At 38.4% G+C, this 16,249-nt stretch carries 20 protein-coding genes; 17 read left to right on the top strand and 3 right to left on the bottom strand.

What is annotated here, in order from left to right; genetic code table 11:
* Positions 1-335: 335 nt before the first annotated feature.
* From FY048_RS03405 to FY048_RS03415, 3 genes are all read left to right on the top strand, one after another.
* Positions 336-578: a hypothetical protein gene (locus tag FY048_RS03405; protein ID WP_446090126.1), complete on the top strand. Its 243-nt coding sequence runs from the start codon at positions 336-338 to the stop codon at positions 576-578.
* A gap of 146 nt (positions 579-724) precedes the next feature.
* A complete protein-coding gene (locus FY048_RS03410; protein ID WP_446090127.1) occupies positions 725-1,831 on the top strand; it encodes a minor capsid protein in 1,107 nt (368 codons plus the stop codon).
* Positions 1,832-1,991: 160 nt separating this feature from the next.
* Positions 1,992-2,255 carry a hypothetical protein gene (locus FY048_RS03415; protein WP_446090128.1) on the top strand — a complete coding sequence of 88 codons (264 nt, stop codon included), beginning with the start codon at positions 1,992-1,994 and terminating at the stop codon, positions 2,253-2,255.
* A gap of 51 nt (positions 2,256-2,306) precedes the next feature.
* On the opposite strand, the gene FY048_RS03420 is transcribed toward FY048_RS03415, so the two are convergent.
* The gene (locus FY048_RS03420; protein ID WP_446090129.1) at positions 2,307-3,161 is read right to left on the bottom strand and encodes a DMT family transporter; all 855 of its coding nucleotides are present in this window, start codon (positions 3,159-3,161) and stop codon (positions 2,307-2,309) included.
* A 225-nt stretch (positions 3,162-3,386) separates the two neighbouring features.
* On the opposite strand from FY048_RS03420, the gene FY048_RS03425 reads away from it, so the two are divergent.
* From FY048_RS03425 to FY048_RS03445, 5 genes are all read left to right on the top strand, one after another.
* Positions 3,387-4,256, top strand: a complete 870-nt coding sequence (locus FY048_RS03425) for a LysR family transcriptional regulator (protein ID WP_446090130.1) — start codon at positions 3,387-3,389, stop codon at positions 4,254-4,256.
* A gap of 152 nt (positions 4,257-4,408) precedes the next feature.
* A complete protein-coding gene (locus FY048_RS03430; protein WP_004643213.1) occupies positions 4,409-4,540 on the top strand; it encodes a hypothetical protein in 132 nt (43 codons plus the stop codon).
* A gap of 274 nt (positions 4,541-4,814) precedes the next feature.
* Positions 4,815-5,102 carry a hypothetical protein gene (locus FY048_RS03435; protein WP_446090131.1) on the top strand — a complete coding sequence of 96 codons (288 nt, stop codon included), beginning with the start codon at positions 4,815-4,817 and terminating at the stop codon, positions 5,100-5,102.
* Between the two features lie 88 nt (positions 5,103-5,190).
* The gene (gene alaE / locus FY048_RS03440; RefSeq protein ID WP_446090132.1) at positions 5,191-5,622 is read left to right on the top strand and encodes an L-alanine exporter AlaE; all 432 of its coding nucleotides are present in this window, start codon (positions 5,191-5,193) and stop codon (positions 5,620-5,622) included.
* Positions 5,623-5,731: 109 nt separating this feature from the next.
* Positions 5,732-6,094 carry a NirD/YgiW/YdeI family stress tolerance protein gene (locus FY048_RS03445; RefSeq protein ID WP_446090133.1) on the top strand — a complete coding sequence of 121 codons (363 nt, stop codon included), beginning with the start codon at positions 5,732-5,734 and terminating at the stop codon, positions 6,092-6,094.
* A gap of 141 nt (positions 6,095-6,235) precedes the next feature.
* On the opposite strand, the gene FY048_RS03450 is transcribed toward FY048_RS03445, so the two are convergent.
* Entirely contained in the window at positions 6,236-7,207 is a 972-nt protein-coding gene (locus FY048_RS03450; protein WP_051110039.1) for a LysR family transcriptional regulator, read from the bottom strand.
* A gap of 102 nt (positions 7,208-7,309) precedes the next feature.
* Here FY048_RS03450 and FY048_RS03455 point away from each other — a divergent pair, with 102 nt between their 5' ends.
* The 7 genes from FY048_RS03455 (at position 7,310) to FY048_RS03485 (ending at position 13,338) form a co-directional block, all read left to right on the top strand.
* A complete protein-coding gene (locus FY048_RS03455; RefSeq protein ID WP_446090134.1) occupies positions 7,310-8,413 on the top strand; it encodes an alkene reductase in 1,104 nt (367 codons plus the stop codon).
* Positions 8,414-8,491: 78 nt separating this feature from the next.
* Entirely contained in the window at positions 8,492-8,875 is a 384-nt protein-coding gene (locus tag FY048_RS03460; protein WP_017389669.1) for a nuclear transport factor 2 family protein, read from the top strand.
* Positions 8,876-9,043: 168 nt separating this feature from the next.
* On the top strand, positions 9,044-10,063 hold the full coding sequence (locus FY048_RS03465) for an alpha/beta hydrolase (RefSeq protein ID WP_446090135.1): 1,020 nt from the start codon (positions 9,044-9,046) through the stop codon (positions 10,061-10,063).
* Positions 10,064-10,234: 171 nt separating this feature from the next.
* A complete protein-coding gene (locus FY048_RS03470) occupies positions 10,235-10,732 on the top strand; it encodes a nuclear transport factor 2 family protein (RefSeq protein ID WP_446090136.1) in 498 nt (165 codons plus the stop codon).
* A gap of 82 nt (positions 10,733-10,814) precedes the next feature.
* The gene (locus FY048_RS03475) at positions 10,815-11,528 is read left to right on the top strand and encodes an SDR family oxidoreductase (RefSeq protein WP_446090137.1); all 714 of its coding nucleotides are present in this window, start codon (positions 10,815-10,817) and stop codon (positions 11,526-11,528) included.
* 74 nt (positions 11,529-11,602) lie between these two features.
* On the top strand, positions 11,603-12,748 hold the full coding sequence (locus tag FY048_RS03480; protein ID WP_016137800.1) for an NADH-dependent flavin oxidoreductase: 1,146 nt from the start codon (positions 11,603-11,605) through the stop codon (positions 12,746-12,748).
* 14 nt (positions 12,749-12,762) lie between these two features.
* Positions 12,763-13,338, top strand: coding sequence for a flavin reductase family protein (locus FY048_RS03485; protein ID WP_446090138.1), 576 nt, complete (start codon positions 12,763-12,765; stop codon positions 13,336-13,338).
* 59 nt (positions 13,339-13,397) lie between these two features.
* On the opposite strand, the gene FY048_RS03490 is transcribed toward FY048_RS03485, so the two are convergent.
* Positions 13,398-14,021: a LysE family translocator gene (locus FY048_RS03490; RefSeq protein WP_446090139.1), complete on the bottom strand. Its 624-nt coding sequence runs from the start codon at positions 14,019-14,021 to the stop codon at positions 13,398-13,400.
* A 400-nt stretch (positions 14,022-14,421) separates the two neighbouring features.
* Between FY048_RS03490 and FY048_RS03495 the strand changes: the two genes are divergently transcribed.
* Together FY048_RS03495 and FY048_RS03500 are read left to right on the top strand one after the other, a co-directional pair.
* Complete coding sequence (locus tag FY048_RS03495) at positions 14,422-14,847, top strand: VOC family protein (RefSeq protein WP_003650523.1); 426 nt, start codon at positions 14,422-14,424, stop codon at positions 14,845-14,847.
* Positions 14,848-14,913: 66 nt separating this feature from the next.
* On the top strand, positions 14,914-16,164 hold the full coding sequence (locus FY048_RS03500) for a cation:dicarboxylate symporter family transporter (protein ID WP_446090140.1): 1,251 nt from the start codon (positions 14,914-14,916) through the stop codon (positions 16,162-16,164).
* Positions 16,165-16,249: the final 85 nt, after the last annotated feature.

A 16,249-nucleotide genomic window follows, 5' to 3' on the forward strand; every position in this document is an offset into this window, starting at 1 on the left:
GCTTAGTCGTTCATTGATCTAGCAATGAACTATATAAGGCTCATCTCATACTAACTTCAGTATATCTGAAATTGAAGCAACAAAGAAGAAAACATTCTAAATATCTTCCTCATTCTATTTAAACTCAATTTATGTGCTCCTATAGCAACTTACATCTTTGATAAATCAATACACAAAATTTGCACTTTGCATTTTTGAGGGCGTGTTATTTGTGAGTAGCTCCAATTGGATTGGCTTATAAAGTAAAACAATAGCCGTCTATAAATTATTCAAAAGAAAGTTTCATACGAATCTATTGAAGAATAAGGGCGCTATAGGAAAGCAAGGAAGTAGAGATGAATTTGATTAGATTAGAAGAACTTTCATGGGTGAGTAATGCTGTTTTGACACCCCAATTGAACAATTGGCCGTGTGCACGATCTGGAAATATGGTCGACACTTCCTGTAGCGAGCACAAAGACAATTTTTCGGAACAATCTGATAAAAAATTTTATAAAGAATGGCTGAAACAACAAAAGAAAATACTTAAAAGTATTCCAAGTAATGCTGTTTTACTCAGCATGAAAGATCCTTTTTAGATTGGATATAAAATATGCATTACAAGGATGAGCATTTAGCTAAATAACTTTACGTAGGTGTGCTTGTTCGTCATAACTTGTTCTAGAGATACTGAAAATATAAATAGCAAAACAATAAAAAAGCACTTCTGTAGAGGTAAATTTTTATGGCTAATCTTCATCAAAAAACACTTTTTGATATTCTGACTCAACATCAGGCCTATCTATATCGAGCATCATCAAGATCGGTCAACGAACTTCTTAATTTATTTAATTCTGAAATGGTTACCATGCTTGCTAAGTTAACCAACTTATTAGATGAGCTAAATGAAAAGGAAAAAGCAGCATTGGCTGGTGGAATTTATTTAACAGCCAATTTAAGAGAGATACGTGCGCTAATTTCTCAGTGGTTTAATTTGATTAATGAAGCTCTCACTGACACTTTTACAATATCTGCTGTGGCATTAGCTTTCTATGAAGCTAGATATATGTCAAAAATTTTTGGTGGCCAATATAAAGAGTTAAAAGGCGAGCAACTCTATAAAGCTGCTAAACGCGTTCCTTTAGCGGGAGGGGCATTGGTTGATGAGTTACTCTCTAAAATTGCTGAGGTAGCTCGTCAAAGAGTTGAATATGCAATTCGGGATGGTCTTAACAATGGCGCCACAACCTTGCAGATTGTTCAGCGAATTCATGGAACCAAACGCCTTAAATATGAAGATGGGCTACTCAATAGTACTAAAACAGATATTGAGCGAACTGTACGTACAATTCGAAGTCATATATCCAATCAGGCATATTTAAATAGTTATAAGCTATTAAAATTTGAATATGTCAGATTTGTAAGTGTTCTTGATGGAAGGACATCGAAAACATGCGCTTCACTTGATGGAACGGTATGGCAGATTAATGATCCAACAAAAAAAGTTCCGCCTTTGCATCCGCATTGCCGCAGCATCCTAGTTCCAACTCTTGAGGATGGTCAGCTCGTTGGCAGTCGAGCCTTCATTATGGATGAAAGAAAATTTAAGGATATTCCTAAAGATGAGCGTGAACAATTAACTGGTCAGCTAGATGCAAATACTTCTTTTAAAGAGTTTTTTAAACTGACAGATGATTTCTTTCAAAAAGAATGGTTAGGGCCTAAAAGATATCAATTATATAAAGAAGGGCAATTCGATTTTGATAAGTTCTTTGATCCGGAAGGGCGGTTATATACGCTTGAAGAGCTTAAAGAACTGGATGAGCGTGCTTTTAAAGCGCTAGGATTGTGAGTTACAGCAGAAGCCTTTGAAATAGAATTTTATCTTGAATAACTTTTTAAGTTTTAACCAAATATACACACTTAAACAATTAGTTAAAAAAGTTTCAATAATCTAGCCAGATAGCATGTTAAGTTTTTCACAATCATAAAAATTTAGAAAGGATTAAAACATGAAATTTTCCTACCAAGATCTTAGCGGAAATAACGTTGAAGTGGCGTGTGAAAGTTATATTCATATACCGTCAGGAACAACAGTGAAATCTACAGAAACTGGCAATTATCACCCTACTGAAAATTTCAGATTTTTTAAGAAAACTGAAGCTGATTCTATGCCCATCTATCGATTTGCTATTGACCAAAATTCTAATGTTTTTAATAGTGATGAACTTCCAGCATTAGCTCAAATTGGGACAGACTGGAAAAATTTAGATTAAATTTTACTCAAAATAAGACCCTCATTCGAGGGTTTATATATTTTTTATGAGTTACTTCTTTTTAAATACAAGCATTAAGCCTAGTAAAATCGCAATCATTCCAATTAAGCCCGCCAGAGGTAACGTATTTTTTAAAATTAGAAAATCTAAGAGCGCAGTAACAACAGGGACTAAATAGAACAAGCTTGTCACATTTACAATATTGCCCTGACTTAAAAGCCGATAAAGTAAAAGCTGAGCAACTACAGAAATTAAAATTCCTAGAAATAAGACTGAAATAATCAGTTGTGAATTCCACGTTATTTCAAAATGTTCAAAGGGAACCATAAACAGGCAGACCACAAGACTAACTACATATTGTAGCGGTAATACATCTGTTGGGGCTTGTTGAATGTTCTTTTGCATGATGGCCCCAAAGGTTATACAGATGAGGGCCGTCAAAGCAAAGAGTATCCCGATTGGAGCTATAAACGACATCGTCAGGCTTTTCCAGACTAAAAGAATAAGCCCAGCTAAAGCAATGCATAAACCGAATAGTCTTTCTTTTTGTAAACTCTTTTCTAGAAGGCAAAGCGTTAAAATGGGTTGTATTCCCATAATTGTAGCCATTAAACCCGGTGTTACCCCATGAGCCATAGCTTTAAAATAGCAAATTGAATAACCTGCAATCATGAGTAACCCAGTAAGCAGAACTTGTTTTCGAGTTCCATGTTTAGGTAAGAGTCTTTTTCTAAAAATAGCCAGTAGCGCCAGAACAATTAAAGCAATAGAAAAGCGTAGAATTAATAATGCTATGGGTGAGGCATTATCTAGTCCCCATCGTGTAAAAATTGCGGCACTACCCCAGAGCAAAACAAAAGCGGATGTTGCACTTTGTGATGCAAGCATCTGTTTATTTAGGCGCATAAAACCTCCTCCTAGTGCGTAATACCTAAGAAATACGAAATAATGAAATTATGAGTAAGTGTCGCTATTAACGTGTTATTCGGACATTAATCAATTCACGGATAATTTCTTTCAGAAAAATGACTTGTTTTAACTTTTTCTAATTTCAGTATGGGAGAGAGAATAGGTAAAGAAAAGCGCATAATTCTTTTATATACTATTTGAAAATCGAATAGATAAATCGTAATGAATATAAAAAACTTACAGATTGATTGGTTAAAGTGTTTTGTCACAGTCGTAGATACAGGTTCATTGTCGAATGCAGCACCTGAGTTATACCGCTCACAGTCTGCGGTGAGTATGCAACTGAAAAAACTAGAAGAAGCGCTACATTGCCAACTTTTAATACGAACACATCGACAAATTGAATTAACGTCGCAAGGACAGCTACTCTTAGGTTATGCACGCCGAATTCTCGACTTACATACTGAAGCGCAAATGGCATTTCATGGAGATGAATTAACCGGCCGTATACGCCTTGGTGTACCTGATGACTATGCCGCTAAATATTTAACACCCGTACTCAAACGTTTTGCACCACGGTACGGAGGGGTTGAAATTGAATTGATCTGTGAACAGTCGACTTCGTTAATTCCGCAAGTAGAAAGCGGTGATATAGACTTGGCATTAATTTCAAGAGATAACGCTCGTCAAGGAACACTGTTATTTCATGAACCGATGGTATGGGTAGGCTCTCCACAATTTGAACTCTGGCGAGAAGACCCACTTCCAATTGCAGTTTACGAAAGTACCAGTCAAGCTAAAAAGAGTGCTATTCATTCTTTAGCATTACAAGGGCGCCGTTACCGTGTGGTATACAATAGTTCAAGTTTGGCAGGTCAAATTGCAGCAGTTGAAAGCGGTTTAGCAATCGCTGTGTTCACGCAGTGCAGTGCACCTGAGCATTTAACCATTTTAGGTGCAGATCATGGACTTGGGCCATTAGAGCCGATGGAGGCTGCGGTTTATCGGAGTAGGTCATCTTTAGAATCGAAGGCTGTAGACCACCTATATGAATTACTGATTAAAACGCTCAGACACTCTGTGAATGTTTAATGATCAAATCTTAAATTGATATTTAAAGGTTAAACCAAAGAGCTTTACATTTTTGCGTTAAATCTACAAAAAAGCCTAGAAACTTATGCTGATCGTAAAACTAATAAAAAGTATTTATTAACTCACTATCTGAATAATTCATGAGGTGAAATATGACAAAAATTATGGCTACCTTAGGTTTAGCTGCCATTATTTCTTTAAGTGTGAGCGCTTGCCAAGGTGAAAACGATACAAAGCAGCAAGATAAAACGACTACTCCTCATTCAATGGACAAAGATTCATAATCCAGATGAATTTTGAAGCCCATCGTAAGATGGGTTTTTTTATATCTTTTTATTTTTATCCTAAAATGTGATTTGTAACTCACAATATTTATTTTTAATGGAGCTGTTCAAAATATGTTGACTAATACGCTAGGTTTTAAATATATTTAAATGCAACCTGAATCATTTTAAATATAACTCTATATTTAAAGAAAATTGATTCAAGTGCCACCAGATCAGAAATTTAACCTTTAAATTTGATTATAAAAAATATTAATTAATCAAGGAGGTAAGTATGGACGCTAAATTTCATTCTGAAAATGAATATGGTTTTATTCTAGATATTTTGAACACTTACATGGTGATAAAGAAGACATTAAAAAATGATCATTATCCTTATGATTCATTTGGTTATCTTCTTGCTCTTTATCAACCGCTCAAAGTTTATATCCCTCAGCTTCCTCATCCAAAAATTTATATTGAGATTGGTGGAATTTCATATGACAGAATGATTGTTGGGCAAACAGAGGATGAGACAGAAGCCATAAATCTTTTATTGAATTTAGGACAACTTATTGCTTAACAATTAAGTGATATTTTAATGCTGAGTTTAATTTACTTAAGAAACACACTTTCTTAAGTAAATTTATGACAAAACTAAAGGCTATAAAATGGCTGTTGGAAAAGAGAACTTAAGGAAATTCTTTGCAGATACATTTGCAATGGTTCTATTTTCGTTAGCCATAGGTACTTTTGTTGAGCTAGTAATTACGGGTCTTACACTTGAGCAAACATTTAAAATACGTGCTACCGCAATACCTGTTTCTTTACTGATTGGTCGACCATATGGGTTTTATCGCGATTGGATTTTGAAAAAAATATGGGGAAGACATAAAACAGCTGTACAAAGCTTTTTGCTAGATACATTCACTAATTTAACATTCCAGATTCCACTTTATATTTTGATACTTGCTTTTAATGGAGCAACTTTAGTACAGGTAGTTACGGCTGTCAGTTCAATTCTTTTAATTGTTAGCATTTCTGGAAGACCCTATGGAGTTTTTCTAAATTTTTGCCGTAAATTCTTTGGTGTTTCTAGATGACATGATTAAAGAAACTCTCTTATATGATACAAAAAACCACAAAAGCTAAATCTATAACTTTAAAAGAATTTGTTTATATAACTAAGAACATTAAAAGTAGGTCATCGTAATGAAAAAAATATTCTTAGTAGCACTCACTGGATTGGCTTTATTGGGTAGTAATGCGGTATTGGCTAAACCCGATGCTACATTAATAAAAGAAGCGACAAAAAATGTAGTCACAGTCTCTAAAGCAAAAACTTTGGCTGATGAATCTGGAGTAACTTTAACGGGTACGATCGTAAAGCATACTGCTGGTGATCATTTTGAGTTTAAAGATGCTACGGGTTCGATTGTAATTGATGTTGATGATGACTTGTGGAAGCCTTTACAACTGAAAGCTGGCGATAAAGTGCGTGTAGTAGGAGAGATAGATACACATCGAGTTAAGCCTACCGACATTGAAGTTTTTAAGATTGAGCGTATTAAATAAAACTAGATTATTTATATCAATATTGTTCAAATCAAACAAAAAAGAAAACTCCTATTTTTAGGAGTTTTCTTTTGAAAGACGATAACTTTTTATTATTGCGTTGTATTAAATGCCTTTCGATATATGCTTAGGGCTATTAAATCAAGACGTTTCAGCTTTATTAGCATCACGTATGAAATCAACAAACGCACGTAGTTTTCCTGGCATGTGTTTGCGATGCGGATAGTAGAGATGAAAAGCGTCATCTAATCCACTGTGTTGCTTCAGTATCTGCTGCAGTATGCCGCTTGCTAACTCTTGCTTCGCAAAATCTTCGAAGACGAAACCGATACCTTGGCCTTGTATTGCTGCATCAAGAGTAGATCTCATTTCGTCAAAAATAAAGCGCCCTTGAACATCGATTTGTACCATTTGACCTTGATCTTCGAATTTCCATTCAAAGAATCTGCCACCTACGGAATAGCGCTGTCGAATGCAGTTGTGTTTTAACAGGTCCTCAAGAGTCTTGGGCTCACTTCGCTTGCGGAAGTAATCAGGGGCAGCCACTACAATTCTTTTTTGTCTTGTTCCCAACTGCACAGCGACCATGTCGTTTTGCACCCTCTTACCCATGCGTATGCCAATATCGAAACCAGCGTTGACGATATCACTCAGTTGATTATCCAGTGAGACCTCGATATTAATCAGCGGGAATTTTTCAAAGAAAGAAGCCAAATGCGGTTCAATAAAGATACGGTATGCGACATACGAAGAATTGAGGCGAACTGTACCAGATGGCTGATCGGTCGCCAGCAAGACTTGTGACAAGGAGTCTCTAATCAGAGCAAGCGCTGGTGCTAATGCTGCGTTCAAGGACGTACCAGCCTCGGTCAAACTTACACTGCGTGTAGTGCGGTTGAATAGCCGAACATTCAGTTGCGTTTCCACACTTTTGATAGTGCGTGATACCGCAGTTGGCGTGACGCCGATTTCTGCAGCAGCGCGAGCGAAGTTCAAATGTCTGGCTGCAGCCTCGAAGGTTAAAAGACCCGGAAGATGCACTGGTGGTGAAGAGAGTAAATCTTCTACACCCTCAGCACGAGTTGGACTCTGCATTATGACTTTTTTGTTCATACTGTATCTTCACTTATGATTATTTACGTCATTATCTCCTATCTTCATAATGCTTACATCAATTAATTACATCACGCAAATCAGTTATCAATAGGAGTCACAATGAAGCTTAATCGCTCATCGACGGATCTTTTTTCACCACTCAAAATAGGTGCGTTATCCCTTGCTAACCGAATCGTCATGGCCCCATTAACTCGTAGTCGTATGGGACTAGATGGTGTACCAAATGAATTGCATGCTCGCTACTATGCACAACGTGCCAGTGCTGGTCTGATTATTAGTGAAGCGACTAATATTTCCGCTCAGGCGCGGGGATATGCATTGACGCCGGGTATCTGGACTGAAGAGCAAGTAGCAGGCTGGAAATTAGTCACAGATGCAGTACATGCAGTTGGTGGCCTTATTGTTTGCCAATTGTGGCACGTGGGCCGCTTCTCGCATGTAGATCTGCAGCCGGATGGCGCAGCACCGGTAGCGCCTTCGGCGATTCGAGCAGAAGGCCAAACCTATACTGAAAATGGAATGATGGATGTCTCTATGCCACGAGCACTCGAGACATCCGAAATTCCTGGCATCATCGAACAATATCGACACGCCGCCATATGTGCAAAACGTGCTGGCTTTGACGGTGTTGAAGTACATTCTGCCAATAGCTACTTGCTTGATCAGTTCCTCCGCGATTCGACCAATCATCGCAGCGACGAATATGGCGGTTCCATTGAAAATCGCTGCCGACTCACGTTGGAAGTAACTGCAGCTGTGGTCGAAGTCTGGGGCCATGATCGCGTAGGCATTCGCCTTTCTCCAGTGACACCAGATGCAGGTAATACGCCATTAGATAGTCAAGTCATGCAGACATATGGCTACTTGATTGAGCAACTGAATCGTTTTCAACTCGCATACATGCATTTTGTCGAGGGAGCGACAGCCACTTCACGCGTCGTCCCTGAGAACGTAGATCTTGATGTCTTACGCGCGCTTTTCAAAGGACCATACATAGGCAATAACAATTACGACCTAGAACTGGCCATTACCCGTCGCACTGAAGGCCAGGTCGACGCTGTGGCTTTTGGTCGTCCATTTATTGCAAATCCAGATTTAGTACGTCGTTTGAAAGAGGGAGCTGAACTCGCTATTGCGCCACGTGAAACCTATTACGGCAACGGCGAAAAGGGTTACACCGATTGGCCTACATTAGCTGGGTAAGCCACTGGACAACTAATCTATGCTGGACAAAGCGGCCAGCTTTTTACAACGACTCGAATTAATAATCAGGAGTAAAGCATGAACAAACCTACGTACGTACAAGATTATCAAGCCATCGTTGAGGTACTGAACAAGTACAACGAAGGTTGCAAACAGGCTAAGAGCAGCATCATGAAACCTGCTTTCAATGAGCAAGCCACGATCTTCGGTGTTGATGGCGACGGCAAGCTGACCGGCGGCCCGATTCAAAACTTGTTCGATGGCATCGACAGCGCATTCCATCCCTCTGCTGAAGCTCAAGGAGTGATTGTCAGAGTCGACATCGTAGGCACGGCTGCTAGCGCGCGCATCGACACCAATGACGTCTCGGGTTTTTGCTTTACAGATTTTTTCAATCTGCTGAAAGTCGATGGCAAGTGGACTGTGGTCAGCAAGATCTATCACACCCACGTAGCACCTTGAACACGCGTGGCTGATTAGGCTTCCCCTAATGTCTTGCGCCTTTCTTTGCAGCCGAACGACCAGCTTACTTGCCTGAAAAATGCTGCCTTCCTACTTCGGCTACTGCACTTCGGACAAAAACATCCCAGTAGCAGCCTTGACGCGTGCACTCACTACAAAGGAAATATCATGAAAACTTTCACCTCTGCTCTGGCCCTTTCAGTCGCGACCCTATCGGGTGGTAATGCTTTTGCAACCAGTCTGCCCGGCGTCGAACACAACACGGCAAAATTCTTGCAATCCCTTGAAGGCGGCAAGCCGCTCGAGACCATGACGCCGGCCGAGGCCCGTGCAGTGTTGGTGGGCGCTCAAGCTGGCCCCAAAGTAGCCTTGCCTGCGGCTGACGTCAGCGAGAAGACGATCCACGTCAATGGCAGCGACTTGAAGCTAACCATTGTGCGCCCAGTAGGCAGTAAACAGAAGACCTTACCTGCGTTCATGTATTTCCATGGTGGTGGCTGGGTACTAGGCGATTTTCCAACCCACGAACGGTTGGTGCGTGACCTTGTAGTTGGTTCGGGCGCGGTGGCGATCTTCGTCAATTACTCCCTGTCACCTGAGGCGGGATTCGGTGTCGCCATTGAGCAATCCTATGCCGCGACCAAATGGGTGGCCGAACATGGCAAAGAGATCAACATCGATGGCAAGCGCCTTGCCGTAGCTGGCAACAGTGCGGGCGGCAACATAGCTGCTGTGGTTGCCTTGATGGCGAATGAGAAGGGCACACCTGCACTGCGTTCGCAAGTATTGCTGAGTCCGGTGACGGATGCAAATTTCGACACGCCGTCGTATAAGCAGTTTGCCAACGGCTACTTCCTGACGAAGGACTTGATGGTGTGGTTCTGGGACAATTACACGACCGATGCCAAGGCCCGCAAGCAGATCTACGCTTCACCGCTGCAGGCTACGACTGAGCAACTCAAGGGCTTGCCGCCGACGCTGATCCTGACCGCTGAATTCGATATCCTGCGCGATGAAGCTGAAGCTTATGGCCGTAAGCTCGACGAGGCGGGCGTGCAAGTGAATACGGTACGTTACAACGGCATGATTCACGATTTTGGACTGTTGAATGTATTCAGCCATCTGCCAGCATCCCGCAGTGCGATGGCGCAGGCGTCACAAGAGCTCAAGGTCAATCTGGCTAAGTAATCCCAAAGGCAGGGAACCTACAGCTCATGGCAGAGCTGTGGGATTTCATGACTGAAAACACGTCGTTCATCTGGTTGCCTAGCTACAGCAGCGAAGTTTCTCGCAATGTTTGCTGTGTTTTTTGCAGCTACGCATCAATCAGGAATTCTAACTATTATTAAGAGCAACTAAATGAAAATAACTTTTATCAAAACTTTATTTTTCGCGACAATCATGCTTGGCTTGGGTGCGACTGCTCAAGCAGAAGATCTACCACGCGGCCAACAAGTTAACAGTAGTAAAACCGTGAGCAAACCTACGTATGTGCAAGAATACCAAGCCATCACCGAGGTGCTGAATAAGTATATTGAGGGCTGCAAGCAGGCCAAGAGCAGCACCATGAAGCCCGCGTTCAACCAACATGCGACGATGTACAGCGTCGGCGCCGATGGTAAGCTGGCTGGCGGCGCGATTCCAATTCTGTTCGAAGGTATCGACAAGGATTTCCACCCATCTCCTGACGCACAGGCCGCTATAGCCCGCATCGAGATCGTTGGTACGGCGGCCAGCGCTCGCATTGATGCCAATGACATGTCAGGTATCTCTTTCACCGACTTCTTTCATCTGTTGAAGGTCGAAGGTAAGTGGACTGTAGTTAACAAGATTTTCTACACGTATCCAAACCATTAAATCTTGAATTAGTACGCTCAATTCTCAAGCAAAATCTATCTTTCGCTTTTCCTATTCTTACAAGATGTGAGGTGGAGACGCGATGCTTTTCACTCAGGGTTGGATATTAATCACTTCATTAAATCGTAATTATTACGAAGGTGTATTTATGAATATTCTTGTTGTTGGTGCAAATGGCAGAGTGGGTTCTCATTTGGTCAATACATTGGCAAAAATGGGGCATTCAGTTTTTGCAGGAGCCCGCAAGGACTCTTTGAGTTTTACGAATCCTAATATCCACTTTTTTGAATTAGATTTGCTGGCTGATTTGCAAAAGATCATTCAAGGTTTCGAGTCTATAAATATAGATGTTATTTATTTCACTGCAGGTTCTAGAGGAAAAAATCTTCTTCAAGTTGATGCTTTTGGTGCAGTGAAAGTCATGCAGGCTGCGCAAGCTGTGGGGATTCGTCGATTTATACTGTTGAGCTCAGTTTTTGCATTACAACCTGAACGATGGGGTGAGTCATTCTTACAGAATATCACTGATTATAACATTGCAAAATTTTTCGCAGATCATTGGTTAGTTCATCAAAGTAATTTAGATTTTACTATTCTACAACCAGGTGCATTGCAAGAAAGTTTAGGTAGTGGCCGAATCAAGATTAATGTCTCAGAGCCTCTTAGTAACAGTATTGATAATGTCGTAGAAACACTTGCAAGTATTTTAAGTGCTCCCAATACGATCGGTCAGGTAATTACGATGGCTGATGGTGACATTCCAATTACAGATGCGCTCAATCAAGTCTCCTCGTAAAGTTTTACGTTTCTGTTTAGTGCTTTTTTTAAAGCAAAGCTTAAGTTCAAAGATTTTTTAAATTGAAGATGAATATGATGAATCCTAAATACTCTCCCTTATTCCAACCCTATACTTTAAATAATGGGGTAACGATTAAAAATAGATTAGTCGTTGCTCCAATGACACATTTTGCTTCTAATGATGACGGTAGTTTGAGCCAAGAAGAGCGTGCTTTTATTCAAGGACGTGCAGAAAACTTTGGCTTATTCATTAGTGCCGCGACTTTAGTTTCACCTGAGGGTAAAGCATTTGTAGGTCAGCCTGAGGCTATTAGTGATAAAGACTTACCTAGCTTGAAAGCAGTTGCTAATTTGATTAAATCTCAAGGTGCAAAAGCAATTTTACAAATTCATCATGGAGGTAAGCTCATCATGAATGAATTGTTGAATGGTGCAGAAATGGTTGCACCATCTGAAGATCTTCAATCTGGATCACGTGAACTCACACATTCTGAAATCAATAATTTAATCCAAGCATTTGCAAATGCTGCTGATTTAGCTATTCAAGCGGGTTTCGATGGTGTTGAGATTCATGGTGCTAATGGTTTTTTAATTCAGCAATTTAACTCAGCACAATCAAACCATCGCACGGATGAGTGGGGTGGCAGTATTGAAAAACGTATGCGTTTTTCATTGTCGATTGTAGATGCTATACATGCTGTCAAAATGAAACATGGGTTAAATGATTTCATAATTGGTTATCGGTTTTCACCAGAAGAACCTGGAGAGCAAGGCTTAACAATGGCAGATACATTTGCCCTAATTGATGCATTAGTAGATAAACCGATTCAGTATTTACATGTTTCTCTTTGGGACTTTTATAAAAAAGCACGTAGGGGTGCAGATACAAACTTAACTCGTATGCAACTTTTACATGAGAGAATTGCAGGCAAGCTTCCATTAATTGGTATCGGAAGTTTATTTAGTGCAGATCAGATTTTAGATGCATACGAAACTAAATGGGCTGAATTTATTGCGGTTGGAAAAGCAGTGATGATGAATCCCGATCTTGCAACATTAATTGCGAATGGGCGCGAGAGCGAAATTGTTTTAGCAATAGATCCTCATAAAGCTGATCGTTATCGTATTCCTAATAATCTGTGGCAACAAAATATGAGCCGTTTATCCTATTTACCTCCACTTAAAGATGATTCTGAGTGGAAAACAGTTGATATTTAAATATTGAGCATAATATGGCCATTCAATCTGTACCTTTAGAAAAAGCCTATCGTTTATTGAATCATGGACCAACTGTGTTGGTCTCTGCAAAACATCAAAGTACTGAAAATGTGATGGCTGCTTCATGGGCTTGTGCGTTGGAGTTTTCTCCAGCAAAAGTCACTGTGGTTTTAGATAAAATGGCATTTACACGTTCTTTAGTTGAACAAAGTGGATGGTTTGCATTACAAGTTCCTGTTGCACGACAGGCTCAAATGGTTGTAGATGTAGGAAGTGAAAGCCTAAAAGATCACCCAAATAAATTGAATGAATTTGGTGTAAAGCTATTTTACCAAGATGGTTCTCAAACTCCTTTAGTCGAAGGTTGTGTAGCTTGGCTACTCTGTAAACTAATTCCAGAGCCACACAATCAAGAAGCTCATGATCTTTTCATTGGAGAGGTGGTTAGTGCTTGGGCTGATGACCGTGTCTTTAAAGATGGTCACTGGCAATTTGATGACGTACCGATAGAACTGAAAACTCTACATTATATTGCTGGTGGACAATTTTATGTTATAGGCCAAGGACTTAAAGTGAATAAAGGACCTTAGTCTAGCTTTAATTTTACTGTATTGGCATTTTCAAAGAACCAATACAGTAAATATTTTAATCATGTTAACGATAGAGATATTAGTGATATTGAAAATAAAATAAAGAAAGTACCAATTATTTTGTTAAATAAATAAAAAAATTTTGGTTTTTTTATTAATACTTTAATCTTTTCACCACCCCAAATGTAGATTAGCATCCAAGAAAATTCGCAAACAACAAAAGTAAAAATCAGTATTGAATATTGAGAGAGGATAGATGAATTAGGGTTAATAAATTGAGGGAAAAATGAAATAATAAAAAGTAATGTTTTAGGATTGCTAATAGCTATAAAAAAACCATTAATAAATAAATTTCCACGTGTTTTAAATTCGAATGCCTTGTCATGGTTTAATTGTTTTGATTTATATTTTAAGTGTTTTATACCAATTATAAATAAGTAGATAATTCCAAATAAATTAATTAATTTAATAAAGATGGTTTGTAAGTTGCTTAAAAATAAGAGTGTAATACAACATGCTGTAATTGATATTAATACTCCTAATAAACACCCTGTAACCGATATTATCGTTTCTTTTAAATTTTGGCTTAGTCTTGTATTCAAAACGAATACCATATTGGGGCCTGGTATTGCTGCTAGTGCAGAAATAGTAGATATAAATAAGAGCCAAGTATATAGAGTCATAGTAGTGTATTAAATGTTAAATTATAGTTTTTATATAAAAGTATAATAAACAATATTTTTTTATTAGATAGATAAAAAAATATTATATGCATACATGATTTTGATAATCATTTTTATTTAATTAAATTTGTTTTATTTCAATGGTTTGAGTTGTATATAGGAATAATTTGTTAATTTAAAAAAATATTTTTGTTTCTATGCATACTTTTTTTTATATAGCATGAATTTGTTTAAAGGATATAAGCAAATAAGGTCAAACAGATTCTTATTATCTTAAATTCCTATTAGGTATAAAGGATTATACGAGTAAAGAAAGAATCTAAATTTTAGATTTTAACTCGAAAAACCTTTCTATTTTAAATTTTTATTTAAGTCAAAAGTCAATTTAATAGAGGTTCCTATGAGTTTAGCACCATTCCATTTAGCTATCCCTGTTTATGATTTGCCCGCTGCAAGAAATTTTTATGGTGAAGTCTTTGGCTTAGAAGAAGGAAGATCTAGTGATCACTGGGTTGATTTTAATTTCTTTGGACATCAGTTAGTTATTCATGAACATCCTAAAATGGATTATCAAGAAAAAGTAGTTTCTAATTCTGTGGATGGTCATGATGTGCCTGCTCCGCATTTCGGAATCATTCTAAGTTGGGAAGATTGGGAAACTTTAGCTGAAAGATTAAAGTCTTTAGGTACAAAGTTTGTGATTGAACCCTATGTACGTTTCAAAGGTAAAGTTGGCGAACAAGGAACTATGTTTTTATTTGATCCGTGTGGTAATGCCCTTGAATTTAAAGCATTTAAAGATATGACTCAGCTTTTTGCGAAATAAAGTAATGAGGGATATGAATATTATTTGTATCCCTTTTTTGAGGACATGAAGAAACAAGGATGATTTATGAAAAGTATTTCTTTGGTATGGCAAATATTAATTGGTCTTCTTTTAGGTATTTTAGTCGGATGGTATTTTAATGTAAATCCAACTCATCAAGTTTGGGTAAGCACTGAAATATTAAAACCGTTAGGCGATATTTTTATTAATATGATGAAAATGGTCGTTGTACCTATTGTATTGTGTTGCATGATCTTAGGCATCGCAGGAGGAGGTGATAATAAGTCTTTTGGAAAAATGGGTGCGGGTTCTCTCCTTTATTTCTTTACAATAACAAGCCTTGCGATTGTTTGGGGTTTATTATTAGCCAATTTTTTTCAACCTGGGGTTGGAACAGATATATCTGGGATGGCACACTCAACTGTAGTACTACATACAGATACGAACAAAGGCGCTCTACAGATTATAAAAAATATCGTGCCGGAAAACATTGTGGTAGCCCTATATGAAGGCAAACTACTATCAATTCTATTTTTTGCGATTCTTTTTGGTTTAGCATTAAACAAAATTCCTGAAGAAAAAAGCCAACCTGTAATAAGAGTTTTACAGGGAATATCTGATGCATTGTTTAAGCTTGTAAGTTTAGTCATGGCTTATGCACCGATTGGTGTGTTTGGGATGATCGGCGCGACAGTTGCGACTTTTGGCTTCAGTTCTTTATTGCCATTACTGAAATTAATTGGAGTCGTTTATCTAGCTTTAGCTTTATTTGCTATTTTTGTTCTAGGTGCTGTGTGTTTGTATATAAGAGAAAACTTATTTCACCTTATTAAATATTTTAAAGACGAGCTTATTTTAGCTTTCTCAACTGGTGCATCTGCTGCAGTCATGCCTCAATTGATGCTGAAACTTGAGAAATATGGCGTTCCACGACGTATCGTAAGTTTTGTAGTGCCTATGGGGTATGCATTTAATTTAGATGGAGCATCAATTTTCCTAGGTGTGGCTACTATTTTTGTTGCTCAATTATATGGAATAGATCTGACTATCTCTCAACAAGCATTATTAGTTGTGACTATGGTCTTAACATCTAAAGGGGCAGCAGGAGTTCCAGGTTTTGCAATTCTAATTTTATCTGCAACTTTAGCTACAGCTGGCTTACCGCTAGAAGGTGTTGCGTTAATTGCTGGTATTTTTAGAATTATTGAAAGTGGTACTACAACATTAAATGTTCTTGGAAATGCTATTGCGCCACTAGTTGTAGCAAAGTGGAAAACTAAGAGGTTAGAGTCTTTTCATACTGTAACTGAAAATTAAAACCAAAGATAAGTATCGCACTAAGAGATACTTATCTATATAAATTTAAGAAGTGTATAATTTCTGCAAGGATTGGTTTTATCAT

It is taken from the genome of Acinetobacter sp. 1124_18A (genome assembly GCF_052824995.1).

Coding starts and splice junctions, on each gene's coding strand:
- FY048_RS03425 (WP_446090130.1), top strand. CDS start 3,387: ATGAATATAAAAAACTTACAGATTGATTGGTTAAAGTGTTTTGTCACA.
- FY048_RS03500 (WP_446090140.1), top strand. CDS start 14,914: ATGAAAAGTATTTCTTTGGTATGGCAAATATTAATTGGTCTTCTTTTA.
- FY048_RS03475 (WP_446090137.1), top strand. CDS start 10,815: ATGCTTTTCACTCAGGGTTGGATATTAATCACTTCATTAAATCGTAAT.
- FY048_RS03480 (WP_016137800.1), top strand. CDS start 11,603: ATGATGAATCCTAAATACTCTCCCTTATTCCAACCCTATACTTTAAAT.
- FY048_RS03495 (WP_003650523.1), top strand. CDS start 14,422: ATGAGTTTAGCACCATTCCATTTAGCTATCCCTGTTTATGATTTGCCC.
- FY048_RS03485 (WP_446090138.1), top strand. CDS start 12,763: ATGGCCATTCAATCTGTACCTTTAGAAAAAGCCTATCGTTTATTGAAT.
- FY048_RS03455 (WP_446090134.1), top strand. CDS start 7,310: ATGAAGCTTAATCGCTCATCGACGGATCTTTTTTCACCACTCAAAATA.
- alaE (WP_446090132.1), top strand. CDS start 5,191: ATGGCTGTTGGAAAAGAGAACTTAAGGAAATTCTTTGCAGATACATTT.
- FY048_RS03435 (WP_446090131.1), top strand. CDS start 4,815: ATGGACGCTAAATTTCATTCTGAAAATGAATATGGTTTTATTCTAGAT.
- FY048_RS03420 (WP_446090129.1), bottom strand. CDS start 3,161: ATGCGCCTAAATAAACAGATGCTTGCATCACAAAGTGCAACATCCGCT.
- FY048_RS03470 (WP_446090136.1), top strand. CDS start 10,235: ATGAAAATAACTTTTATCAAAACTTTATTTTTCGCGACAATCATGCTT.
- FY048_RS03490 (WP_446090139.1), bottom strand. CDS start 14,021: ATGACTCTATATACTTGGCTCTTATTTATATCTACTATTTCTGCACTA.
- FY048_RS03415 (WP_446090128.1), top strand. CDS start 1,992: ATGAAATTTTCCTACCAAGATCTTAGCGGAAATAACGTTGAAGTGGCG.
- FY048_RS03460 (WP_017389669.1), top strand. CDS start 8,492: ATGAACAAACCTACGTACGTACAAGATTATCAAGCCATCGTTGAGGTA.
- FY048_RS03465 (WP_446090135.1), top strand. CDS start 9,044: ATGAAAACTTTCACCTCTGCTCTGGCCCTTTCAGTCGCGACCCTATCG.
- FY048_RS03410 (WP_446090127.1), top strand. CDS start 725: ATGGCTAATCTTCATCAAAAAACACTTTTTGATATTCTGACTCAACAT.
- FY048_RS03430 (WP_004643213.1), top strand. CDS start 4,409: ATGACAAAAATTATGGCTACCTTAGGTTTAGCTGCCATTATTTCTTTA.
- FY048_RS03405 (WP_446090126.1), top strand. CDS start 336: ATGAATTTGATTAGATTAGAAGAACTTTCATGGGTGAGTAATGCTGTT.
- FY048_RS03445 (WP_446090133.1), top strand. CDS start 5,732: ATGAAAAAAATATTCTTAGTAGCACTCACTGGATTGGCTTTATTGGGT.
- FY048_RS03450 (WP_051110039.1), bottom strand. CDS start 7,207: ATGAACAAAAAAGTCATAATGCAGAGTCCAACTCGTGCTGAGGGTGTA.